At 37.6% G+C, this 24394-nt stretch carries 24 protein-coding genes, 1 other RNA gene and 1 riboswitch; of the genes, 9 read left to right on the top strand and 16 right to left on the bottom strand.

The genetic code is table 11. The features are described 5' to 3' along the window. Nucleotides 1-16: 16 nt before the first annotated feature. Together recA and I7H67_RS10415 are read left to right on the top strand one after the other, a co-directional pair. On the top strand, nucleotides 17-1063 hold the full coding sequence (gene recA / locus I7H67_RS10420; RefSeq protein ID WP_049836882.1) for a recombinase RecA: 1047 nt from the start codon (nucleotides 17-19) through the stop codon (nucleotides 1061-1063). A 59-nt stretch (nucleotides 1064-1122) separates the two neighbouring features. Then, nucleotides 1123-1605 (top strand): regulatory protein RecX, encoded by a 483-nt coding sequence (locus I7H67_RS10415; protein ID WP_198307788.1) that lies wholly within the window; start codon nucleotides 1123-1125, stop codon nucleotides 1603-1605. Nucleotides 1606-1619: 14 nt separating this feature from the next. On the opposite strand, the gene ffs is transcribed toward I7H67_RS10415, so the two are convergent. Continuing rightward, an RNA gene (ffs, locus tag I7H67_RS10410) (signal recognition particle sRNA small type) lies at nucleotides 1620-1716 on the bottom strand. Between the two features lie 317 nt (nucleotides 1717-2033). Between ffs and I7H67_RS10405 the strand changes: the two genes are divergently transcribed. Then, entirely contained in the window at nucleotides 2034-2891 is an 858-nt protein-coding gene (locus I7H67_RS10405; RefSeq protein WP_198307787.1) for a YbgF trimerization domain-containing protein, read from the top strand. A 59-nt stretch (nucleotides 2892-2950) separates the two neighbouring features. On the opposite strand, the gene lpxA is transcribed toward I7H67_RS10405, so the two are convergent. The 12 genes from lpxA to rimO form a co-directional block, all read right to left on the bottom strand. Then, entirely contained in the window at nucleotides 2951-3739 is a 789-nt protein-coding gene (gene lpxA / locus I7H67_RS10400; protein ID WP_003652175.1) for an acyl-ACP--UDP-N-acetylglucosamine O-acyltransferase, read from the bottom strand. Beyond that, nucleotides 3736-4221, bottom strand: coding sequence for a 3-hydroxyacyl-ACP dehydratase FabZ (fabZ, locus tag I7H67_RS10395; RefSeq protein ID WP_003652176.1), 486 nt, complete (start codon nucleotides 4219-4221; stop codon nucleotides 3736-3738). Before fabZ ends, lpxA begins: the two co-directional genes overlap by 4 nt. A gap of 6 nt (nucleotides 4222-4227) precedes the next feature. Continuing rightward, nucleotides 4228-5298, bottom strand: a complete 1071-nt coding sequence (lpxD, locus tag I7H67_RS10390) for a UDP-3-O-(3-hydroxymyristoyl)glucosamine N-acyltransferase (RefSeq protein WP_198307786.1) — start codon at nucleotides 5296-5298, stop codon at nucleotides 4228-4230. A gap of 4 nt (nucleotides 5299-5302) precedes the next feature. Then, the gene (locus I7H67_RS10385; RefSeq protein WP_004643108.1) at nucleotides 5303-5803 is read right to left on the bottom strand and encodes an OmpH family outer membrane protein; all 501 of its coding nucleotides are present in this window, start codon (nucleotides 5801-5803) and stop codon (nucleotides 5303-5305) included. 40 nt (nucleotides 5804-5843) lie between these two features. Beyond that, a complete protein-coding gene (gene bamA, locus I7H67_RS10380; RefSeq protein ID WP_198307785.1) occupies nucleotides 5844-8354 on the bottom strand; it encodes an outer membrane protein assembly factor BamA in 2511 nt (836 codons plus the stop codon). Between the two features lie 36 nt (nucleotides 8355-8390). Further along, complete coding sequence (gene rseP, locus I7H67_RS10375) at nucleotides 8391-9746, bottom strand: RIP metalloprotease RseP (RefSeq protein WP_198307784.1); 1356 nt, start codon at nucleotides 9744-9746, stop codon at nucleotides 8391-8393. 1 nt (nucleotide 9747) lies between these two features. Further along, entirely contained in the window at nucleotides 9748-10944 is a 1197-nt protein-coding gene (gene ispC, locus I7H67_RS10370) for a 1-deoxy-D-xylulose-5-phosphate reductoisomerase (protein WP_198307783.1), read from the bottom strand. After that, nucleotides 10945-11769 (bottom strand): phosphatidate cytidylyltransferase, encoded by an 825-nt coding sequence (locus tag I7H67_RS10365; protein ID WP_004791856.1) that lies wholly within the window; start codon nucleotides 11767-11769, stop codon nucleotides 10945-10947. Next, nucleotides 11769-12521, bottom strand: a complete 753-nt coding sequence (uppS, locus tag I7H67_RS10360; RefSeq protein ID WP_004791854.1) for a polyprenyl diphosphate synthase — start codon at nucleotides 12519-12521, stop codon at nucleotides 11769-11771. The genes I7H67_RS10365 and uppS overlap by 1 nt, the downstream gene beginning before the upstream one ends. Nucleotides 12522-12525: 4 nt before the next feature. Then, a complete protein-coding gene (frr, locus tag I7H67_RS10355; protein ID WP_004791853.1) occupies nucleotides 12526-13080 on the bottom strand; it encodes a ribosome recycling factor in 555 nt (184 codons plus the stop codon). Between the two features lie 85 nt (nucleotides 13081-13165). Then, a complete protein-coding gene (gene pyrH, locus I7H67_RS10350) occupies nucleotides 13166-13894 on the bottom strand; it encodes a UMP kinase (protein ID WP_004791851.1) in 729 nt (242 codons plus the stop codon). 50 nt (nucleotides 13895-13944) lie between these two features. Further along, nucleotides 13945-15288 carry a 30S ribosomal protein S12 methylthiotransferase RimO gene (gene rimO, locus I7H67_RS10345; RefSeq protein WP_004791849.1) on the bottom strand — a complete coding sequence of 448 codons (1344 nt, stop codon included), beginning with the start codon at nucleotides 15286-15288 and terminating at the stop codon, nucleotides 13945-13947. 342 nt (nucleotides 15289-15630) lie between these two features. On the opposite strand from rimO, the gene glnL reads away from it, so the two are divergent. The 5 genes from glnL (at nucleotide 15631) to I7H67_RS10315 (ending at nucleotide 20888) form a co-directional block, all read left to right on the top strand. Then, nucleotides 15631-16740 (top strand): nitrogen regulation protein NR(II), encoded by a 1110-nt coding sequence (gene glnL, locus I7H67_RS10335; protein ID WP_004791847.1) that lies wholly within the window; start codon nucleotides 15631-15633, stop codon nucleotides 16738-16740. Further along, entirely contained in the window at nucleotides 16727-18220 is a 1494-nt protein-coding gene (gene glnG / locus I7H67_RS10330; RefSeq protein ID WP_198307782.1) for a nitrogen regulation protein NR(I), read from the top strand. Before glnL ends, glnG begins: the two co-directional genes overlap by 14 nt. A gap of 265 nt (nucleotides 18221-18485) precedes the next feature. Further along, a complete protein-coding gene (locus I7H67_RS10325) occupies nucleotides 18486-19139 on the top strand; it encodes a TetR/AcrR family transcriptional regulator (protein ID WP_192453979.1) in 654 nt (217 codons plus the stop codon). A gap of 113 nt (nucleotides 19140-19252) precedes the next feature. After that, nucleotides 19253-20170, top strand: coding sequence for an ornithine carbamoyltransferase (gene argF, locus I7H67_RS10320; RefSeq protein ID WP_005306284.1), 918 nt, complete (start codon nucleotides 19253-19255; stop codon nucleotides 20168-20170). 193 nt (nucleotides 20171-20363) lie between these two features. Then, on the top strand, nucleotides 20364-20888 hold the full coding sequence (locus tag I7H67_RS10315) for a protein tyrosine phosphatase family protein (RefSeq protein ID WP_004791839.1): 525 nt from the start codon (nucleotides 20364-20366) through the stop codon (nucleotides 20886-20888). Here I7H67_RS10315 and ispF read toward each other — a convergent pair. Further along, nucleotides 20876-21367: a 2-C-methyl-D-erythritol 2,4-cyclodiphosphate synthase gene (ispF, locus tag I7H67_RS10310; RefSeq protein ID WP_198307781.1), complete on the bottom strand. Its 492-nt coding sequence runs from the start codon at nucleotides 21365-21367 to the stop codon at nucleotides 20876-20878. The two genes, I7H67_RS10315 and ispF, sit on opposite strands and share 13 nt — an antisense overlap. 99 nt (nucleotides 21368-21466) lie before the next feature. Here ispF and I7H67_RS10305 point away from each other — a divergent pair, with 99 nt between their 5' ends. Then, nucleotides 21467-22111 (top strand): hypothetical protein, encoded by a 645-nt coding sequence (locus I7H67_RS10305; RefSeq protein ID WP_198307780.1) that lies wholly within the window; start codon nucleotides 21467-21469, stop codon nucleotides 22109-22111. Nucleotides 22112-22156: 45 nt separating this feature from the next. Here I7H67_RS10305 and I7H67_RS10300 read toward each other — a convergent pair whose 3' ends face one another. Together I7H67_RS10300 and I7H67_RS10295 are read right to left on the bottom strand one after the other, a co-directional pair. After that, nucleotides 22157-23401 carry a D-amino acid dehydrogenase gene (locus I7H67_RS10300; protein WP_005306291.1) on the bottom strand — a complete coding sequence of 415 codons (1245 nt, stop codon included), beginning with the start codon at nucleotides 23399-23401 and terminating at the stop codon, nucleotides 22157-22159. 175 nt (nucleotides 23402-23576) lie between these two features. Further along, nucleotides 23577-23664, bottom strand: a riboswitch (glycine riboswitch). 150 nt (nucleotides 23665-23814) lie between these two features. Next, a complete protein-coding gene (locus I7H67_RS10295) occupies nucleotides 23815-24306 on the bottom strand; it encodes a hypothetical protein (RefSeq protein ID WP_009390283.1) in 492 nt (163 codons plus the stop codon). Between the last annotated feature and the right edge of the window lie 88 nt (nucleotides 24307-24394).

The raw sequence follows: 24394 nt of genomic DNA, 5'->3' as shown, positions 1-24394 counted from the left end.
TATTGAGGTTTTTGAGATGGATGAGAATAAAAGCAAAGCATTACAAGCCGCGCTAAGTCAAATTGAGAAACAATTTGGCAAAAATACGGTGATGCGTCTCGGTGACAACACTGTTCAAGCTGTTGAAGCTGTATCTACAGGCTCTTTGACTTTAGATATTGCATTGGGGATTGGCGGTTTACCAAAAGGTCGTATTGTAGAGATTTATGGTCCAGAATCTTCTGGTAAAACCACAATGACTCTACAAGCAATTGCACAATGTCAAAAAACTGGTGGTACGTGTGCCTTTATCGATGCAGAGCACGCATTAGATCCACAATATGCACGTAAGCTTGGTGTAGACATTGATAACCTGCTTGTATCGCAACCTGATAACGGTGAACAAGCACTCGAAATTGCAGATATGCTCGTTCGTTCTGGTGCAATTGACTTAATCGTTGTCGACTCAGTCGCTGCACTTACCCCTAAAGCAGAAATTGAAGGTGAGATGGGTGACTCTCATATGGGCTTGCAAGCTCGTTTAATGAGTCAGGCACTTCGTAAAATTACGGGTAATGCTAAACGTTCAAACTGTATGGTTATCTTCATTAACCAGATCCGTATGAAGATTGGGGTAATGTTTGGTAGTCCAGAAACTACAACTGGTGGTAACGCATTGAAGTTCTACGCTTCTGTACGTTTAGATATCCGTCGTATTGGTCAAGTAAAAGAAGGCGATGAAATCGTCGGCTCTGAAACCCGAGTTAAAGTGGTTAAAAACAAAATGGCTCCTCCTTTCAGAGAGGCTATTTTCCAAATCCTATATGGTAAAGGCACAAACCAGCTAGGCGAACTTGTAGATTTAGCTGTACAACAAGATATCGTACAAAAAGCAGGCGCTTGGTATTCATATCAAGGTAATAAAATTGGTCAAGGTAAGAACAATGTTATTCGCCACTTTGAAGAAAACCCTCAGATGGCTGGAGAAATTGAACGTAACATCCGTGAACAGTTGTTAACAACAGGTACTAATACTGCTCAAGTTGAAGATGAAGAAGAAGCTGATCTTCTACTAGAATCTTAATTATTCATGAGCCTTAAAACGCCCTTCGGGGCGTTTTTTTACAAGGGAACCCTAATACTATGTTCAAAAGAACTGAAGAACAGTCTCAACAAAGAGCTTTGCTTACAGGTCAACGTTTACGCTCTTATGCTTTTGCTTTATTGACTCGTCGAGATTACTCCAAAGCAGAGCTTACTGAAAAATTAACTCGTTATGCACAAAACCCTGAAGAGGTTACGCGACTTGTTGAAGAATTATCTGAACAAAACTATCAAAGTGATCAACGCGTTGCGGAATTAACATTAGCTAGCCAAATTCGTAAAGGAAAAGGTCCAAAACGTATTAAGCAAGTTTTAAAAACAAAACAAATTGAAAATGATTTAATTGCAGACGAAATTCATAATATTGATTGGGTAGAACAGGCTTATCAACTGAAAGTGAAGAAATTCGGTGAAGAAGTAGAAAAAGATCCTAAACTAAAAGCAAAACAGATGAGGTTCTTACAATATAGAGGATTTGATTTAGATGTAATTATGAAAGCAATCCAACGGAGAGTGGATTAAAAGAATGGTGGCAGCCCCACTAGCAAAACTTCGGCACATCATAGATCTGCTACCGTTGCTACCTTCCGGTCCTGGCGGGGTTCACAGAGTACAATTGCGAAGCCACCAGCGGGGCTACCATTGCAAGACAGAGTATAGAGATTTTTAAAATAGTTGCAAGCCTTCTTCACGGTTTTAAGCAAGTTTATGTTTCAATTGATTAATTCATCAGCAAAAAGCCTTAAATTCCTATACTTCTCTCCCCTATATTTTTTCTTGTATCTAATTTTGGATAAAATATGCTTGAAGATTGTAAACTATTCTTGCATTTATATTGTTAGCTGTTTTAATTGCATTGACCAATTAAAATCTTAGTTAGATAGTTAAGTGAATAGTTTATATATTCCTTTTTTAAGTTGGCTTTTACATAAAATTATGGACCTATACTCATGCGATTGATGAAGCATTCTTTCTTATTTATTGCCTTAATGAGCACTACCTCTCTCTATGCCAACATTCCAATTGAGTCTCGCGGTTTAAGCCAAAGCGGTGGTAGCACAACTAATTCTTCTTCTAATAATGTTTCAGTACCTAGTAATTTAAACTGGGAATTAATGCAAAAAAATCAACAATTAGAAAATGATATACGTACCCTACGTGGGCAATTAGAAGAACAATCAAATGATATTGAACAATTGAAAAAAGATCTATCTAATCGCTACACAGACCTAGATCAACGCCTAGAACTCCTTAATCAGAAAGTTGATCCTGAAAGTGCACAATCAGATAATCCAACGAATAGTGATACGCCTGCTACGGCAAGCACAGAAACTCCTGCAGTTGAAAATAAAGTAGTGAATACTGCTCCAACAAGTACCCCATCCACTCCTCCTCAACCGGAAGCTTCACAACCACCTTCACAAAACCAATCAAATCCTATAGAGCTTGAAAAGGCAGCTTACACTGTTGCTTTAGATGCCTATAAACAAGGCGGAGCAAAAAAAGCGATTGCTCCAATGCAGAACTTTATCAAAAATCACCCTAATAGCGTCTATACAGGGAATGCATATTTTTGGTTAGCTGAGTTTAATTTAGCAACTGATCCGGTGAATTATAATGAAGCTAAAAAGAACTACAATGTAGTAGCAACTCGATATCCAAATTCGAGTAAAGCTCCTCGTGCCCTTTATCAGCTCTATAGCATTGCTAAAGATGTCGATAAAAATACAGCTTCAGCAAACCAATATAAAACTAAAATTTTAAGTCAGTATCCAAAATCTGAAGAAGCCAAATTTTTTAATAAATAATAATTTTAAGAAAAAAAAAGACACTGCAAAATGCAGTGTCTTTTTTTTAATATATTTTCTTAACGCACAATACCACGTTCTGACTGTTCAACAGAGTCAATTAGTAATTGAGCTTCAGGAACATTCGGAAGAATATCATTTTTAATCTGCTCAACAGCTTGAACAGAAGTAAGACCTGATTTAAAAATTAATTTATAAGCCTCTCTGAGACCTTGAATTGTATTCTTAGACCAACCCTTTCTACGCATTCCTTCGATATTAATACCGAATGCATGAGCTGGATTACCAGAAGCCATAACGTAAGCTGGCACATCTTTTAAAATTAGTGAGGCTCCACCCACCATACTGTAAGAATCAATTTTACAGAATTGATGAATGCCAGAATTACCACCAATGATGATGTGATCACCTATGTGTACGTGCCCAGCAACACCAACATTATTCGCGAAGATATTGTGATCACCAACAATACAATCATGTGCAATATGTGTATTAACCATCAATAGGTTATGACTTCCTATTTTAGTTAAAGCATTATCTTGCACAGTTCCTCTATGTAAACTGCAATGTTCACGAATTAAATTATGATCACCAATCTCTAACCAGGTTTCTTCACCTTGATATTTCAAATCTTGGCAAACCTCACCAACACTTGCGAACTGGAAAATCTCATTATTTTGACCAATTTTGGTAAAACCACCCACTACTACATGAGAATGAAGTTTCGTACCCGCACCAATCGTCACATTTGGACCGATAACGCAATAAGGTCCTATCTGGACATCTGGAGCAATCACTGCAGATGGATCAATAATGGCCGTAGAATGAATTAAGTCGTGATTGCTCATGCCTGCTCTGTTTTTTGGTGTGAAATCATAATTTCAGCGGTTGTTGCTACAATACCATCCACGGTAGCCGTACAATTATATTTGTAGATACCGCGTTTTTGCATTACTAATTCAGATTTTAATACAAGTTGGTCACCAGCAACTACTTGTTTTTTAAATCTAACTCTTTCCGCACCAGCAAAAAGGAATAAAGAACCAGGTTTTGGCGTTTCATTGTTCATAATAAACCCTAGAACACCTGAAACTTGAGCTAATGCTTCTACAATTAGAACACCAGGCATAATTGGATATTCTGGGAAATGTCCCTGTAGAAACTCTTCATTGATAGAAACATTTTTATAACCAACAATACTATTGTCAGTAACTTCAGTCACACGATCAACCAATAAGAAAGGATAACGATGCGGCAAATATTGACGAATCGTTTGAATCTGCATTGGTAATTCAGGGATGGCAAATTTAGGTGTAGTTGACTCGGTCATAATATTCTATTTACGCAAATTAAAGGTTGATTCAAGAGACTCTATTTGAGCTTGTATATGATCAAGTCGTTTAGTGATTTGGGTCAATGGCACATCTGCTAATTGTCGCAAGCGTACAATTGTCTTTTTCCAATGGCTATTTTCAAATAATCCAATTCCCGAAGAGTAAGTACCAGGTTCAGAAATATTTTTTGTGACCATTGACATTCCGGTCAAAGTCACATTATCGGTAATAGAAAGGTGGCCTGATACACCGCAAGCCCCAGCTAGAATACAGTTTTTGCCAATTTTAACACTACCAGCAATTCCGCATTTAGCAGCGATAGCTGTATTTGAACCAATATGAACGTTATGCGCGATTTGCACAAGGTTATCAATAATTACCCCATCTTCCAAAATGGTGTTGTCGAGTGCACCTCGATCAATACTACAATTTGAACCAATGCGAACATCATTACCAATAATAACTGAACCCAATTGAGCAATACGATGCCACTTTCCTTGGTATGGCGCAAAGCCAAAACCTTCACTACCAATTACAGTGCTTGCATGAACTCGCACACGATCAAATAATTTAGATTCACCAGTAATAGTGACATGAGCATCAATAAAACAATCTTTTCCAACTTCCACCTTATCATCCAGTCGAGTATGGGACTGAATAATTGTGTTATCACCAACCACACAATTTTCGCCAATGACGACATAATGACCAATATATGCTGTTTCAGAAATGATTGCAGAAGGATGAATTTGAGCAGTACTTTCTATACCTACCGATGTGATTTTTTTATCGAAAACATGCGTAAGTATGGCAAATGCTAAATATGGATTATCAACAATAATAAAATTTTGTTTGTCAGGAAGCTGTTCTTTAATAAGGTTTGTAACAATGTACGCACCCGCACGGCTAGCCTTTGCTTGATCAATATACTTTTCGCCATTCACGAAAGTAATTTGATGAGTTTCAGCATTTTCTAAACTTGCTAAGTTTATAAATTGAAGACTACCCGTACCTACTAGCTCACCATTTACTAGGTGAGCTAGTTCATCTAAACGATAATGTTGCACTTTCATTAATTTATTTCATTGAATTAACCTTTTGTATCATTTTATCAGTTAAATCATATTTAGCGTCATAGGCAACAGTTGAATTTTTATTCAAAATGAAGTCAAGATTATTTTCTTTTCGTAATTGTTCAGCTGCTTGCTTCACACGAGTCTCAAAAGTTGAGTTCATTCCTTGCAAACTAGTTTGAACTTTTGACTGCAAACCTTGTTGAGTAGAATTAAATTCATTGAGTTTTGTTTGATATTGCGCCTGAAGCTTTTTGATATCATCTTCTTTCATTTTTTGCCCTTGAGTTTGGGCTTGACGTTGAAGACCTTCTAATTCTTTACCTAACTGCTCAAGACGAGTTGTGGTTGGCTTAACTGATTGATTTAAACTTGCGTTTTGTTGTTTCAAATAAGCACTGCTTTCAACAACTTTAGCAAGATCAATGACACCATAACCAGCAGCATTAGTCATGGCAGAAACTGTCAAACCTAGTCCTAACATTAATATATTTAATTTTTTCATTTAAATTTGTGTCCTTATTACATGTTTAGTCAAGTCGTACTTAGAAAGTACGACCGATTTCAAACTGGATCTCTTTAGTTTCATCACCAGGCTTATCATTTAGAGGGAAGGCATAGCTAAGAGATAATGGTCCAATCATAGTGATCCATGTGAAACCAACACCTACGCTATAACGCATATTACCTAAGTCAAAGCCATAATTATCTTCACAGTATTTTTTAGCATTGGCAATTTGCTGACCATTCATAATCATAGAATAAGAACCAACGTCACACTTGGTATCAAATACCTGACCACCTTCAGCAAAAAGAACTGGGCGTACTTGTCGAGTCCAATCTCCTTTGAAAGGTAATGGCAATGCTAACTCTGTACCAAACTGTACTAGAGCATTACCACCTACTTCTTCTGGAGAAGAGTCATTTTTACCTTCTTCTTGCAAATTCACACTTGAATATTTCGGCCCCAAAGTACTGCTATCGTAACCACGAACAGAACCATACCCCCCTGCATAGAAGTTTTTATAGAAAGGTAAATCATTACCATAACCCAACTTACCATAGCCACGAAGTACAAAACCTGTGCTACCAATAGGAAAGAATGCCTGAGCATCATAAGTTGCTTTTTGATAGTCAACATCACTACCAGGTAAACCAATTTCCAAACCTATACGATGTGACATGCCTGAGGTTGGGAAAATTGGACGGTTTAATGTGTTATATGACCAACCTAAATTTAAGTTATAAGTAAAGAACTCTCCTTCAAATGCACTCCCATAAGGCTCAGAAGTTTGGCCATCTGGACAATTATACAGTCCTGTTTCTTTATCTTGAACAAGATCAACAAGACAATAGGTACTTGTAGAAGTGGTTTTCCCACCATTTGCCTTCAAGTAATCACGGACATATGTAGAGACATAAGGACCAGTCGTTACTTTAGTATTATCAACACCCACCGAAGCACTTAAACTTTGGTTTTCATCAATTGGATAACCAAAACTTAAACTGCCACCAAAACTATCGGTAACATAGTTATTAACGTTATAGTCATCATTTAGTTTCGTTTTACGATAGTAAACGTTGTAACCGCGACTTACCCCATCAATTGTGAAGTAAGGGTCTGTAACACTTAAGTTATAGTAATCTTGAGTTTCAGAACGAGATAAATCGATCGAAACACGGTTACCCGTTCCCATAAAGTTAGTTTGACTCAAACCTGCCTGGAATGTGATACCACCACTTTGTGAGTAACCTACCGCTAATGTTGTAGTTCCCGAGTGTTGCTCTTCAACATTTACGTTTAAATCCACCTGATCTGGTGAATTTGGAATACGAGCTGGCTTAATATCAACAGTTTTGAAGAATCCTGTACGCTCTAAACGAACCTTAGACAAATCAATTTTTTCATTACTCGCCAAAGCGCCTTCCATTTGACGCATTTCACGACGTAATACTTCATCGGCAGTTTTACTGTTACCTGTAAAATTAATACGACGCACAGTAACTTGCTGACCTGGATTTACATAGTAATTTAAGTCAACAACACCTGTATCATTATTAATTTGTGGAACAACATTCACATCTGCAAAGTAATAACCAGCATTACCGTATTTACGCAATAATAATTGCTTAACGGCATTTACTTTTTCTTGCGAATAAGTGTCACCATCTTTATAGATTTTTAAAGCTTGTAACTCTTCAGGTTTATAAAGTGCATCACCTAAAAATTTGGTTTGTCCAAATTTAAATTGACTACCTTCCTCTACAGCAACTTCAATAAAGATGTTCTTCTTATCTTCACTAATATTAAGCTGTGAGTTATTGATATGAAAATTGATATAACCTTTATTCAGATACATCGCACGCAAAGCTTCAAGGCTCGCCGCCATTTTCTCTCTAGCATAACGGTCATTCCGAGTTACGATTGAAGCCCAACCGCTTTCTTTAACTGCAAAGGCTTGTTTAATTTCACTGTCTTTAAAAACAGTATTACCAATAATATTGATATTAAAAACTTTAGCCGCAGTACCTTCATTAAAATTTAATTTAAGTTCAACCCGGTTATTAGGACGAGCTATCGTATCAATAGTTACATCAGCATCATAACGGCCTTGCTGGGTATATTGCTGCTCTAATTCAGTTTCAATTGTTTGTAAAGCTGACTTCTTAAAAACTTCGCCTTCAGCAATGCCCATTTTTTTGAGACCTTGCTCTAAAGCCTCCTTAGGAATAAGTTTGTTACCCTTAAATTCAAGTTTTGAAATAATTGGGCGCTCTACGACATTAAAAACTAAAGTATCGTTGTCTCTTGATGCTTTAATATCGTCAAAAAGTCCAGTGGCATACAATGTTCGAATTGCTTCTGCGATCATCGGTTCATTAACGCGATCGCCACTGTTGATTGGCAACATGGTAGAAACATTTGCAGGAGTAAGACGGACCAAACCATCTACACGAATATCTCGAACGACGAAATCATCAGCTGCATATGCTTGTTGTACCGCTGCCATAGCGCTAACAAGTGCCAAAGGCATTAAAAAATGTGTGTGCCGCATGCCAGTTTTTCCAGTAAGTTATAAATCCATATACGTTTACAAACGCATAAAATCGTTAAATAAAGCTAAAAGCATCATACTACCGAGCAGTACCATACCAATTTTTAGACCAAACATTTGTATTTGTTCAGAAACAGGCTTACCACGAATAGCTTCAATAATGTAATAAACGAGATGTCCACCATCTAGCATTGGAATTGGCAATAAATTTAAAATTCCAAGACTTACACTCATTAAAGCCATAAATGAGATAAAAGTCTGCCATCCCATTTCTGCACTTTGTCCCGCTACTTTCGCGATTGTAATTGGTCCAGAAAGATTCTCTAAACCAATTAAACCCTTAACCATTTTTACAATCGAACTCAATATCATGCTAGAGATTTGACCAGTTTTATCTAGTGACATCTCTAAAGCTTGTATTGGAGTATATTGAATTGTTTGCTTATATTCGTCAGGAATTGTAATTTTTCCTGCATCGCTTTTCACACCCAAAACACCACTCACTTGCCCCATGTTATCTCGTTTCCCTTGAGGCATAACTTGCAAATGGACTAATTGATTATTACGCAACACATCAATATTGAGTAATTTTTCTGGAGAATGTTGTACGACCTCGACAACATCAAACCAGTCTTTCATTGCTTGACCATTAATTGAAACAATACGATCACCTACTTTCATTCCTTGACGAATTGCAGCTCCATCTTGAGTCAATTCAGTAACAACAGCAGGAATAACAGGGCGATATGGTAAAAAACCTAACACATCTAAAGCTGATTCATTCTGGTTTTTTAAGAAGTCTTTAATTGGTAAAACAATATTCTTTTCAGTACCTGCGCGGTCCACATCAACATTTACACTGCCAGTTTCACCTACACGATCAATTAAAGCAAAGTTAAGCTTTTCCCAAGTTTGCGTTTCTTTTCCATCAACAGCAATAATCTTGTCACCGACTTGCATTTGTGCAGTTGCTGCTGGTGAGTTTGGTATAACTTTACCGACCCTAGTGTTCAGTTGTTCTTGTGCTGGTAAAAACAAGATCCAGAAAAGTAAAACACCAAAAATCAGATTAATTAATGGACCAGCTGCAACAATTGCCATACGTTTCCATGGCTTTTGGCGGTTAAATGCATAAGGTAAATCTTGCTCTGCAACATTACCTTCACGCTCATCAAGCATTTTTACATAGCCGCCCAATGGTAAAGCTGAAAGTTGATATTTGATGCCAGATTTTTTTGATGTCCACTTGAGTAATGTAGGTCCAAAACCAATCGAATACACTAAAACTTTAACACCTAGTTTTCGTGCTACCCAATAATGACCGAACTCATGAATTGCAATTAAAGGACCAAGTAAAAGAGCCGCTGCTGCAATCATAAATAATGCACTCATTTCAGCCTCCTATACTTGATATATATTGCTGTGCTACATGTCGTGCTATTTCATCTTTAGCTAAAATACACTCAATATTTTCAGCAACTGAATTTTCCAATTTTTGCAAAGTATGCTCTACCACTTGTGGGATATTTGTAAATCCAATTTGTTCCTTTAGAAATGCAGCAACAGCAACTTCATTTGCAGCATTTAAAATAGTAGGTGCCAAACCTCCCGCACGCATTGCCTGACGAGCCAAATCAAGTGCTGGGAATTTCTGAATATCTGGTGCTTGGAAATTAAGTTGAGAATATTCAAACAAATCTAAAGCAGGAACACTCGTCTGTAAACGCTCAGGCCATGCTAAAGCATGCGCAATTGGCGTACACATATCTGGGTTACCCATTTGCGCCAACGTTGAACCATCCACATATTGCACCATAGAATGAATAATACTTTGTGGATGAACAACAACTGTAACAAAATGTTCAGATATTGAAAACAAATGACATGCCTCGATCAACTCCAACCCTTTATTCATAAGAGTAGCTGAGTCAACTGAGATTTTCTGTCCCATAGACCAGTTGGGATGCTTACAAGCCTGTGCAGGAGTAACTTTTTCTAATTGTTCTAACGAATGGTTTAAAAATGGTCCACCTGAAGCGGTCAATAAGATTCTTGATACACCCTGTTGCGGTTGTCCATTTCTTTCAGCTTCTAAATAATTATGAGGTAGTGACTGAAAAATAGCATTATGTTCTGAATCAACTGGCAATAACAACGCCTGATGATCACGTGCTGCTTGCATCATGATTTCACCAGACATAACCAAAGCTTCTTTATTAGCAAGCAATACGCGTTTACCAGCTTTCACAGCAGCTAGAGTTGGCAACAAACCTGCAGCACCAACAATTGCAGCCATAACAACATCAACATCTGGATGTGAAGCAATGCTTATCAGGCCTTTCTCACCAACCAAAATTTCAATATTTTGTAATTTATTATATGCAAATAGAGCTGTTAATTCGGCAACTTTCTGCTCAGGAACGACCACAACTTTTGGTTGGAAATGTTTGCAAATTTCAACCAACTCAGAAATTCGACTATGAGCTGAAACCGCAAACACTGAATACTTATCAGGATGTTGATTTAAAATTTTTAAGGTACTTTGACCAATGGAACCGGTTACACCTAATATGCAAACAGATTGTGTCATCTATAAATCTACACCAATAAGTTTTAATATATACATTCCCGTTGCAAAAATCGGGGCTGCTGCAAGTAAAGAATCAATACGATCTAACACACCACCATGACCTGGTAAAACACGACCAGAATCTTTAATACCGGCACGACGTTTAATCATTGATTCGAATAAGTCACCTAAAACTGAACCAAATACCGTAATTAACGACAATATAAGAAACAGAATTTGCTGAATTAAAGTTAAATTTAAATAATGATATTGCACAACCACCATTATTACTACGGTTGTAATAATACCACCGTACAAACCTTCTACTGATTTATTAGGACTTACAGTCGGAGCTAGTTTTCTTTTTCCAAATTTACGACCAACAAAGTAAGCACCACTATCCGCGCCCCATACAAGCAAGAACAGATACATTAACCACCATGGTGAACTTTGCCATACTACAAAAATTGATGTTACCGCAGCGCAGACTAAAATTATGCCAATCACATACAAGGTTGCATTATACCAACCATCAAATTCAGGAAATGACTTAACCCAATATACACTGACAATCCAAGTCAAAATTGAAGCAGACCACAAAAGTAATGCAATATCATGGAAAAATAGGGCGACACCTGAAACAAATGCAACAAGCAGACCGTAACACCAAGCTTTAGGTTTTACAGCATTTGCAGTTTCGCGAGGCATTAATTTATACCACTCATACCCCGCTACCCCTGCTGCCACAATCATAAGAACCAACATTGGATAATGTGATTGCGTAGCAAACATACAGCCTAAAACAACTGCAACAAGTACCAATGCGGTAACAATCCGCTCTAACATTATAAATTCTCTATTTTCTCTTGCTGAATTTGTTCAGATGTTTTGCCAAAACGACGTTCACGCCCTGAAAAAACATTCAATGCATGATCGAACTCTTTTACTGTAAATTCTGGCCATAACGCTTCGGTAAAATACAGTTCCGCATAAGCTGCTTGCCACAACAAGAAATTAGATATGCGATAATCTCCGCCTGTGCGGATTAGCAAGTCCACAGCTGGCAGATCGTTTAGACTGACATATTTTTCGAACAAATCAACATTTATTTGATCAGCACTAAATTCACCACGGGAAACGGCCTCTGCAACCTGTTTTGCTGCATTAGCAATGTCCCACATCCCACCATAGCTTATTGCAATGGTTAAGGTCATAGTGTCATGATGTGCTGTCTGTTGCTCTGCATCTTCCATTAAGGCAACTAAGTGTGAGGATAATCGAGAACGATCACCGATAAAACGCAAAGCAATATTAAATTTCTTCATGCGAGGTATTTGCTCATGAATACTTTCTTCCAGAAGCTTCATAAGCAGATCGACTTCATACTGTGGTCGATTCCAATTTTCACTTGAAAATGCAAAAACAGTTAAAGCACGAATACCAGTTTTTTTACAATGTTCAACGATAGGATCAAGAACATTTTTACCTTCCCGATGCCCATCACCTTTTTGCATTTGATTTTTTTTTGCAAAGCGGTTGTTGCCATCCATAATGATGGCAACATGCTTGGGAAGATGATACTCTTCAGAATCGGTCATAAAATTAGACCTTCATCAATTCTGCTTCTTTCGCTGCAAGACGCTTGTCTACTTCTGCAACATATTTGTCAGTAATTTTCTGAATATCGTCACCTGCACGGCGCTCATCATCTTCAGAAATCTCTTTTTCTTTCAACAATGCTTTGATATCACCTAATACATCACGACGAATATTACGAATCGCAACTTTTGCATTTTCAGCTTCATTACGCGCAACTTTTTGCATATCACGACGTGTTTCTTCAGTTAATGCTGGTAAAGGTACACGAATTGCATCTGCTGTAATCGGGTTTAAACCAAGATCACTTTCACGGATTGCCTTATCAATAGCTGAAACCATTGTACGCTCAAATGGCTGAACAATAAGTGTACGAGAGTCTTCAATACCCACGTTTGCTACTTGATTTAATGGCACATCAGAACCGTAGTAAGGAACCATCACACCATTTAAGATTGATGGGTGTGCACGGCCGGTACGAACTTTAGCAAACCCGAGTTCTAAAGACTCTAGAGTTTTTAACATACGCTGTTCGCTGTCTTTTTTCAGATCGTTAATCATATGATCTACCTTACTTATTTATTCAAAGATATATTTAACAAATTTAATTTAGCGCTAGTATAAAGAGCTTTCGGTAACACGTACATTACTTAGTAACGCGCGTTCCTTCTTTTTCACCCATTACTACTGACAATAATGCACCTGATTTATTCATATCAAAAACTTGCAATGGCACATTATGGTCACGACATAAGCAAATAGCAGTCAAATCCATAACACCAAGCTTTTCATCTAATACTTGGTCAAAAGTTAAATGATCGTATTTAACAGCATCATCATATTTACTTGGATCTTTATTATAAACGCCATCAACTTTAGTCGCTTTTAAAATCAAATTCGCTTCAATTTCAATACCGCGTAAACATGCTGCTGTATCCGTCGTGAAAAATGGATTTCCTGTACCCGCAACGAAAACACAAACTTCACCTTGACTCAAATGACGAATCGCATCACGACTTGAATAAGACTCTACCACTGTACCAATTGGTAATGCAGACATAAGACGAGTTCTGATATTACGACGAACTAGAGCATCACGCATAGCTAAGCCATTCATCACAGTTGCAAGCATACCCATTTGATCGCCTGTTACACGGCCAACCAAGCCATCTTTTTGCAACTGACTACCACGGTACAAATTACCGCCACCCACAACGATACCCACTTGCACACCTAAACCAACCAAGTGCGCAATTGAAAGTGACATATGATCTAAAACTTGGGCATCAATACCCATATCTTTATTACCTGATAATGCCTCACCAGATAATTTTAATAGAATACGTGAATAACGTGGGCTAATTGTTTCCGCCATGACTTTGCTCCAAAACCTCTTAAACTGAATGCTCTTTAAATATATTTTGATTAAACCGATTTAATTTTAATTAACTTTGCAAATAAATCGTATTCATCTGCATCGGTAATTTCGACTTCCAATATATCGCCCGGTTGAATAGTGCTCTTATCGATATCTTCTACAAACACATTACCGTCAATTTCCGGAGCATCGGCATAAGAACGTGCAACGGCAACAGGATATTCGTCTTCTAAACCATCGACTAATACAGTCATCGTTTGACCAATACGTTTTTGCAATTTGGCAGCAGATATTTGCTGCTGCACTTGCATAAAGCGCTCGTAACGCTCTTGCTTAATTTCTTCTGGCACATGATCGGGTAAATCATTTGCCGTAGCGCCTTCTACTGGTGAATAGGTAAAGCAGCCTACGCGATCAAGTTGAGCTTCAACTAACCAATCTAACAAAATCTGGAAGTCTTCTTCAGTTTCGCCTGGAAAACCAACCACAAAAGTAGAACGGATCACAAGATCAGGGCATTTTTCACGCCACAACTTAATTTTTTCTAGTGTATTTTCACTATGTGCCGGACGCTTCATTAATTTAAGAACGCGTGGGCTTGCATGTTGGAAAGGAATATCAAGATATGGCAGGATTTTTCCCTGAGCCATTAAATCGATAACTGCATCAACATGTGGATATGGGTATACATAGTGTAGACGCACCCAGATGCCCAATTGGCCTAGTGCTTCACACATATCGAAGAATTTTGTCTTAACAGGCTGACCATTCCAGAAGTCAAGTTTGTACTTGGTGTCTACGCCATAAGCTGATGTATCTTGAGAAATAACCAAGATTTCTTTAACACCCGCTCTTTTAAGTGCTGCAGCTTCTTCCAATACACTACCAACTGGACGAGAAACCAAGTCACCACGCATACTTGGGATAATACAGAAGGTACAACGATGGTTGCATCCTTCAGATATTTTTAAATAGGCATAATGCTTTGGTGTTAAGCGAATTCCCTGTTCAGGAACCAAATCAATAAACGGATTATGTTTAGGTGGTGCTGGTACATATTCATGTACAGCTTCCATTACATCTTGATAAGCTGCCGCACCAGTAACCTTTAAAACGTTCGGATGCATTTGACGAATTTTATCTTCGTCTTTACCTAAGCATCCTGTAACGATTACTCGACCATTTTCACTCATGGCCTCGCCAATTGCATCTAGCGACTCTTGTACCGCAGATTCAATAAAACCACAGGTATTAACAACTACTAAATCAGCACCATCATAATCTGATGCAACTTGATAACCTTCAGTCTTTAACTGAGTTAAAATTCGTTCAGAATCTACCAATGCCTTAGGACAACCTAAAGAAACAAAACCGACTTTGGGGGTCTTCATGAATCTGCGCTCCACTTGAATGCGCGTATTGTATGTCTTTTCTTGTCTCAAGCATAGGTGGAAAGCCTACTCTTTGTGTAATGCACCAAAATACAACCAACATTTGCACCAAAACTCACCTTTGCACCAATTTAGATCATGTTATTATCTAGACTAAAGCTATTTGTTTTGATCAAAAGATATAAAGAACGATTTCAGCGCGTTTTTAAGTACCTTAAAACTTTAAAATAATCCATAAACAAAGTTGGCGTATATTTTGCATCGTTCATGTTCTATAACGGTGAAAATCCGATAATCAATGAAGATGCCATTGCGCTATTTTAAGACAGGAACGATTCGCTAATGGATCAACACAACCCTATCGACTATCGCCTATTGGTAGACAATTTAACTACTGCGATTTTATTAATCGATAGTAACTTGAATATTTTTTATTTAAATTCAGCCTGCGAAGCACTATTTGACATTAGTTTGCTCCGTGCTTCAGGACAGCCTGTTTTAAATTTACTTCATGCGCCAGATGATACTTTTAATACACATGAAGCTTTATTGAATACCATAAAAACCGGACAACCTTATACACGTCGAGAAGCTGTCATTAATGTTAACTTCAAAGATCTACATGTGGATTACACAGTCTCTCAATTAAATGCCGGTAAAAGCTATCATCCATTATTGTTGATTGAGCTCAACCCAATTGATCGCATGTTAAAGATTTCAAAGGAAGAAAATCTTGTTCAACAACATCAGGTCGCTAGGCAGCTTGTGCGTGGTGTGGCGCATGAAATTAAAAATCCACTTGCAGGTATTCGAGGAGCAACCCAGTTACTCGCTCGTAGTTTAAATGATAAGACTTATGCTGAATTCACCGATGTCATCATTAATGAAGTGGATCGTTTGACTAATTTGGCTGACACCATGTTGGGTTCTAGACAATTACCAAGCTATGAAAATGTTAACGTGCACGAACCTTTAGAACGAGTACGCTCTCTTATTGCGAACCAGACAAAGAAAAAAATTAAAATTATACGTGACTATGATTTGTCTTTACCTGATGTGAATGCCGATCGTGATCAGTTAATCCAAGTCATGCTCAACATTAGTGTAAATGCAATTCAGGCCATAACAGAGAATAAAGCATTCTTTATAGATCACGAACCAGAGCTAATTCTACGTACTCGCATACAACGACTTGTCACAATTAATGGTGTGCTGAATCGATCTACCGTGCGGGTTGATATTGAAGACAATGGGCCAGGTATACCTGAGAGTATTTTAGAGTCCGTATTTTACCCATTGGTTACTGGACGAGCAAAAGGTACTGGGCTTGGCCTGAGTATTGCACAGAATATTATGCATCAACATAACGGAATGATTGAATGCCAATCTGTTCCTGGAAAAACTATTTTTAGCTTATATTTACCTTGGGAGTCAGACCGTGTCGCGAAATAAAATATGGGTTATTGATGATGATCGCGCCATGCGATGGGTATTGGAAAAGACCTTTAAAGAAGAAGGCTTTGACGTTACCAATTTTGAAGAAGCTCAAACTGCGCTTGAACGTTTGCATCATGATGCTCCCGATGTCATCTTAACTGACATCCGAATGCCTGGAATTGATGGTTTAACTTTTTTATCTAAAGTCAAAAACACTCATCCGGATTTACCTGTCATTATTATGACAGCACATTCTGACTTAGAGTCCGCTGTATCAAGTTATCAAACAGGTGCATTTGAGTATTTACCAAAACCTTTTGATATTGATGAAGCTTTAGCCTTAGTCAATCGTGCAATTCTGCATATCAATAAACTACAACAACAAGAAGCTACAAAAACAGCTTCACCACTTCAATCAACAGAAATTATTGGTGAATCTCCTGCCATGCAGGAAGTTTTCCGCGCTATTGGTCGTTTATCTCAATCTCATATTACTGTTTTAATTAATGGTGAATCTGGTACAGGTAAAGAATTAGTTGCGCATGCTTTACACAAGCACTCACCACGCCGTGCAAAGCCTTTTATTGCCTTAAATATGGCGGCAATTCCAAAAGACTTGATTGAAACCGAGTTATTTGGTCATGAGAAAGGTGCATTTACAGGTGCAAACACTCAACATCAAGGCCGTTTTGAGCAAGCAAATGGTGGAACTCTATTCCTTGATGAAATTGGCGACATGCCATTTGAAACACAGACCCGACTACTTCGTGTGCTCGCCGACGGTGAATTTTATCGTGTAGGTGGACATATTCCAGTTAAAGTTGATGTTCGAATTGTGGCAGCAACACATCAGGACTTAGAAAAACTGGTGAATGAAGGCCGATTCCGTGAAGACTTATATCACCGTTTAAATGTAATTCGTATTCATATTCCTAAACTTGCTCATCGTAGCGAAGATATACCAATGCTGGCTCAGCATTTTCTTGCACGTGCCGGTAAAGAACTTGGCGTGAGTCCAAAAATCTTACGTACTGAAACAACGGACTATATGCAACAGTTACCGTGGCCCGGTAATGTTCGACAACTTGAAAACACGTGCCGCTGGTTAACTGTGATGATCACTGGACGTGAAGTTTATCCAGAAGATTTACCTTCTGAACTTAAACAAGTTCCATTGCAAAAGAATAGTGACTCTGGGCAACCTGCTCCTTCATTTGAACGCATTTCTCTACACCATTGGGATGAGTTACTAAATCAATGGGCAATTCAAAAGCTTAAGAATGGTGAAATGAAGATTTTGGATATTGCTACACCAATGTTTGAACGCACCTTAATTAACGCTGCTTTACAACAAACACGTGGACGCAAACGCCATGCAGCAGAATTACTAGGTTGGGGACGCAACACCTTAACTCGCAAGTTAAAAGAACTTGGAATGGATTCTGCTGACGATGATGAAGAAGATGAACATAAGGTTAGTCAAACCGAACCCTAAAAAGCTTAGCATCTAAAATAAAAGCGGCTAAGACATTCTTAGCCGCTTTTATTTTGATTAGATTTTTTATTCAATTTAAAATTGAACATCAGGTTACATCATTAAATCATTTCAAAATTCACTCTAAGCTTATATTTTCTATTCTTTTATTTTTTTAAATATCTATTTACTGTTCAGCAGATGATCTAAAAAAATAGCGATGACCATCCTTAAAGATAGTTTTGCTATACTAAATAAGTAAAGTTAACTGTTGTTATGAAATTTTATGCATGATTCCGTCCTTGACCCACATCATTCAGTATGTGAAAAACCACAAACACGCAGAGGTATAGAACGTCGCCTAGCTCTATTGCTAAGTGCAACCGAGCTGTTTTTGGATAAAGGATATGATGCTGTTTCTCTTGATGACATTGTTAACCATGCAGGAGGTTCAAAAACTTCTATCTATAAATATTTTGGTAATAAAGAAGGACTTTTTACTGCTATTTGCGACTATAAACGTGAAATGTTTTTTAAAGACGTTTGCATTCCATTTCAACCAGAGAAAACTACTTTAAGAGAATACTTAATTCAAACGCTCAATCGTGTTTATGTTCACATCATTCAACCCGAACATGTTGCATTTTTGCGACTCATTATTGAACAGACTGAGTGTAATACGGTCCTCATACAATATCTATATGACAAATGGGTACATAATTTACAGAATACACTTACCCAAGCATTAGAATTTGCAGACAAATCAGGCGAAATTACATGCCCTTCTCCTTATTATTCTTCACTCATGTATTTTGGGATTTTGCGCGATATTGAATGGCGCATGATTATGGGTATGCCAGCCCTACCAGATGAGCAGGAAGCCACTGATTATATTGAATATTGCGTAGATATTTTCTTAAAGGGCCATCATAAAGTCTAATTCTTTTGCATTTTAAAATGCTTATAGTATAGTAGACTTCTTTTTTCCCACCTCCACCCCAGCCAACAACAGATAATTGTTGTATTTCATAACGATTATTATGGAGTAGCTACATGGCTCTAAGACATTTCCTGACTTTACGTGATCTATCCACTCTAGAACTTAATCGCATTTTAGAACGCGCAAGCGAACTTAAAAAAATGCAGCATGACAATAAGGTATATCAACCTTTTGTTGGTAAAGTATTGGGAATGATTTTTGAGAAATCAAGCACGCGTACTCGTATCTCTTTTGAAGCAGGCATTAACCAATTTGGTGGTAGCGCGATTTTCCTATCACCTCGAGACACACAATTAGGCCGCGGCGAACCAATTGAAGACTCAGCACGTGTAATTTCTAGTATGCTTGATATTGTGATGATTCGTACTTTTGGTCATGACATTGTTGAACGTTTTGCATCGTATTCAAAAGTTCCTGTGATTAACGGTTTGACAGATGACCATCATCCTTGTCAGTTACTTGCAGATTTACAGACTTATAATGAACACCGCGGTAGCATTAAAGGTAAAACCGTTGCTTGGATTGGTGATGGCAATAATATGTGTAACTCATATATTGAAGCTGCACACATGATGGGCTTTAAACTTAAAATTGCATCACCGAAAGGATATGAGCCTAAACCTGAATTTTTAGCAGAGTTTGGTCATTGTGTGGAAGTTTTTGACAACGCAGAAGATGCTGCCGTAAATGCTGACCTCATTGTGACAGATGTATGGGCAAGCATGGGACAAGAAGAAGAACAGAAGCTTCGTGAAAGAGCTTTTGCAGCTTTTCAAGTCAATGAAAAATTAATGGGACTTGCTCATCCTGAATGTTTATTCATGCACTGCTTACCTGCTCATCGTGGCGAAGAAATTTCTGAAACTATGCTTGATCATAAAAATGCAGTGGTATGGGATGAAGCAGAAAATCGTCTTCATGCTCAAAAAGCTTTAGTAGAATTTTTATTGAATGAAAATCTAAAATCATAATTATTTAGACAAAAAAACAGCATCTTTATGATGCTGTTTTTTTATTTTATAAAACTTGTACTTTTCCAGTTAATTATTTTTAAAGTTTTGATAACGTTGTCGAATATATAAGCAGGCTGTATTTCAACTATTCCCTAGAATCGTGTATAACATTCTACACAATAAGCTAAGCCTACTCTCGTAGAGTGCGATCATGACTACCCTTGAACAATCATTATCTCAAATTCCCGCATTTTCAATTATTCATGAACATTTATTTAGTTCAGCACAGCCTTCTGCTGAACAACTGAAACTAATTAAAGAATATGGTTGTAGTACCGTCATTAATCTCGCTTTAAGTAACGCACCAAATCATATTGAAAATGAAGATCGTATTTGTTTAGACCTCGGTTTAAATTACATCCATATTCCAATTGACTGGGAAACTCCATCGGCTGAGCAATGTTTATTGGTACTCGATCTTATTGATCATTTAGTCCAGAATGAAATTGTCTGGATTCACTGTTCTAAAAACGATCGCTCTAGCTGCCTGATGTATGTCTATAGACAGTTTTATATGAATATGGATATGCCTACTTCTCAAGATTTACTTCATGAAATTTGGGAACCCAATGAAACTTGGACAGGGCTTATTCATAGTATTACCTTACAGCTACAAGGCCGTAAGGCAACTCTTGAGCTTCAGCAGTCTTTACAACAAGCTGATCACTTGGTGTGATGAGAGACTAAAACAGTTGCTGTAGCTAAAATCCCTTCTTGACGACCGGTAAACCCAAGTTTTTCGGTTGTCGTTGCTTTAATACTGATTTGATTAACATCTACATTTAAAACATCAGCAATACTTTGACGCATTTCCAAATTATATTTAGCTAATTTTGGACGCTCACAAGCCACTGTAATATCCGCATTATTTAACTGATAACCGCGATCTAAGATTAACTGATAAACATGCTTTAATAGTACTCGGCTGTCCGCACCCTTAAATTCTGGGTCAGTGTCAGGAAAATGTTGCCCTATATCTCCCAGTGCCAAAGTACCTAACAAAGCATCACACAAGGCATGGAGTACAACATCGCCATCAGAATGCGCTTTCAAGCCATGCGTATGCGGAATTTGAATGCCAGCCAATGTAACGAAGTTCCCCTCTTCAAAGGCATGTACATCCATTCCTTGTCCAATGCGAATTTGAGCAACCATATAACTATTACCTTCCATAAAAACTTAAGAAATCTTGTATTCAGCCTTTCTGTTTCGCTATAGTACACCTAGCAAAGTAGACTGAAAGTATAAGCGATCATGCTGTCTAATACTGATATGAATCAATTGAAAAGATTAAGTTTTGCCGTGACACTGAGTTGTTTATGTTCATCTCATGTTTTTGCAGAACCAATAGACTGTTCCAATCATGGAGCTGAGCTTAAAATCTGTTCAAAAACATTTAGTGAATCGAGAACGCAACTCAATAATAAATATCTTTCTGCATATTTAGTTACTGATGCTCCCTTACAGCTTTTACAGGATACACAAAAGTTATGGTCTAAACATACTCAGCAATGCAAGAGTAATTCATGCTTTCAACAACAGTTTGATTTACGTACTGACGACCTAAATTTTTATGCATCACTTAAGCAAACGCTTACCCAACATTATCTTAAGTTTGAGAATGGACATCTAGCAGCACAGCCTGTTCACATTCAGGTCCATCAGCTCGAAAAGGATAAAATCAAGATTGAAGGAATAGCATACCGAAATCCAAATAACCGTAAAGAAACTCAAACGATTTCTTTGATGGCCTATAGTTCACCTGAACAAAAAAATGAAATCTTAGACAATGAGCATAACTGTAAATATCAGTTTAATTTTCAAAAAGCTTTACTTAATGTGAAAACCCAGCAAAAAGGCTGTGAGCGTTTCAGCGGAATCTACCGATTATATGATTAGTGCTTTAAGTAAAAAGCCAGTGTTTGCACACTGGCTTTTTACTTTTTAGATCGGATATTTTTGAGCAATATCCTGACCCACTAAAACCGCGGTTGCCGCAGACAAAGTCCACCCTAAATGCCCATGCCCTGTATTGTAAAAAATACGAGGTTGTTTAGATTGCTTCACCACAGGCAGCATATTAGGCATCATTGGTCTTAACCCTGCCCAAGGTACGACATGCTCAGTTGAAATATCAAAGTTACGGTTTACCCAATTTACCAAAGGTTGAATACGATCAGCCCGTATATCGCGGTTGTAACCATTAAATTCAGCAGTTCCCGCCACGCGCAACCGATCTTTACCTAAACGAGAAGTCACAATTTTAGCACTCTCATCTAGTAAACTAACCCACGGTGCATTCTTTACACTTTGCTCATCTTTTAATTGCACAGTAATTGAATAACCTTTTACTGGGTAGACATTTACTCGCTCTCCAATCATATCGGCGAGTTGATAACTTCCTACACCACCGCAAACTACAAGCACATCACCTTCGATTTGGATGCTATCTGATTCAACAAGATAAGGATGCTCTGCACTTGGCTGACAACTTACGATCACTTTGTCTGGATGACACTTAATATCTGTAACTTCCAAACCAAATTTATACTCAACACCGTATTGTTTAGTCTTTTCAGCCAAAGAGGTTGAATATTTATGAATATCCCCCGTTGCATCACTTGGTGTGTAATAACCACCAAAATATTCACCTGTTAATGATGGTTCTATGGTTTTCATCTCATCAGGTGAAACTGAATAGCGCTCTAATGTACCTTTGTTCAATACATTGTTCACTTGTTTAGCAATCTCGTAGTCAGCCTTACTATGATACATATGGAGAATTCCACGTTTCTCCAAATCAAACTCGAGCTGCTCTTTTTCAGCAACCTCAAATAAACGCTTACGAGCAAGTAATGCCAAACGGACCGTCTCAATCGTGTTTGCTTCATAGTTTTTAATATGGGATAAAAACTCAACTAGCCAGCTATATTTATGCAAACTAAATGAAGGATTCAGCAGTAGCGGTGCATCTTTTTGTCTCATCCACTTAAAGCCTTTAACTACAGTGGCTTTTTGGTTCCATACCTCGGCATTACAAGCCGATAATTGCCCTCCATTGGCAAATGATGTTTCCATTGCAGGATATAGATGTCGATCAATCACTGTGACTTTATAACCCAGTTGCGACAATTCATAAGCAGAGGTAACCCCTGTGATTCCCGCACCTATCACAATAACATGTGGCATAACAGACTCCTCAGAAATGCAAAACATTTCATCAGTACAGCCCATCTGTCATTGGTACCTGAGAGTTTCGACCCCAACGTTACCTTTTAACGTTTAGATCTTCCCCTTCGGTGAGTTTATAATTTATAAGTTATTATTTTCAATTCTTATAAATCTAAGCTTCTCTCCAGATTTTTTAATTATTACAGTCCTTCTGCCTGAGAGTTTCCGGGCTTGTTGCTCCTTCGGCGGGTTCTTTCGAACCTCTCTCCCGCAATAATTTTGTATTTATATAAGCAATGTATCTGCCACTTTAGAAAAAACGCATTCTTTTCTTGTAAACTTTTGTACCAGCAATTATCAAGTTATAAAGCATTAATTTAATTATAAAAATAAAAAAGGTGAATTTTCATAAATTCACCTTTTGTGTTTAATTAGAATTTTCCATTGAGCACTGGATCTGAAACTATACCCTTCCATTGCTCACGCAAAGTTGGTAAATAAAATTTCTCACCAATAGTGACCAATTCCGCATCAATCAATGCGTGAACTTCGTGCATAAAAATATAATCAAGTGCAACCAAAGAGAGCTGATGATTTTTTTGTGCTGTTTTCTTACGTTTCGCTTGAGCTTGTTTCACTAACTCATTCGCAAAGTTTTTATCTTTATAAGCCGTAATTGCATTTAAACGGAGTTCAATAACACCCCATCCAGCCAAGAGCTTTTTAAAGACATCAAAATCTTCTGAAGTTGATTCCCATGTTACATTTTCTAAATCATTATCATCAGGTAAAACTGGCAATAACAGGTCACCTGTACTTGGGAAAATCTTTTTAAGATTTAACAGAAACTTAACAGGCTGATCACCGGGATAATCATTAAATTGCACATGTTGTTGGGTATCTGTTAAATAAATAGAGAGCATTCAAAAATCCTTAGCTAAGCTTCTGTTTTCAATTACTTTATCTTCAATCTTGCAAAATGAATGCAAAACAAAAACAATATAAAAACAG

It is taken from the genome of Acinetobacter sp. ACIN00229 (genome assembly GCF_016106645.1).
Classification (GTDB): Bacteria; Pseudomonadota; Gammaproteobacteria; order Pseudomonadales; family Moraxellaceae; genus Acinetobacter; species Acinetobacter oleivorans.
The sequence above is the reverse complement of the archived record's forward strand: the minus strand, read 5'-3'. Positions and strand labels throughout refer to the sequence as shown.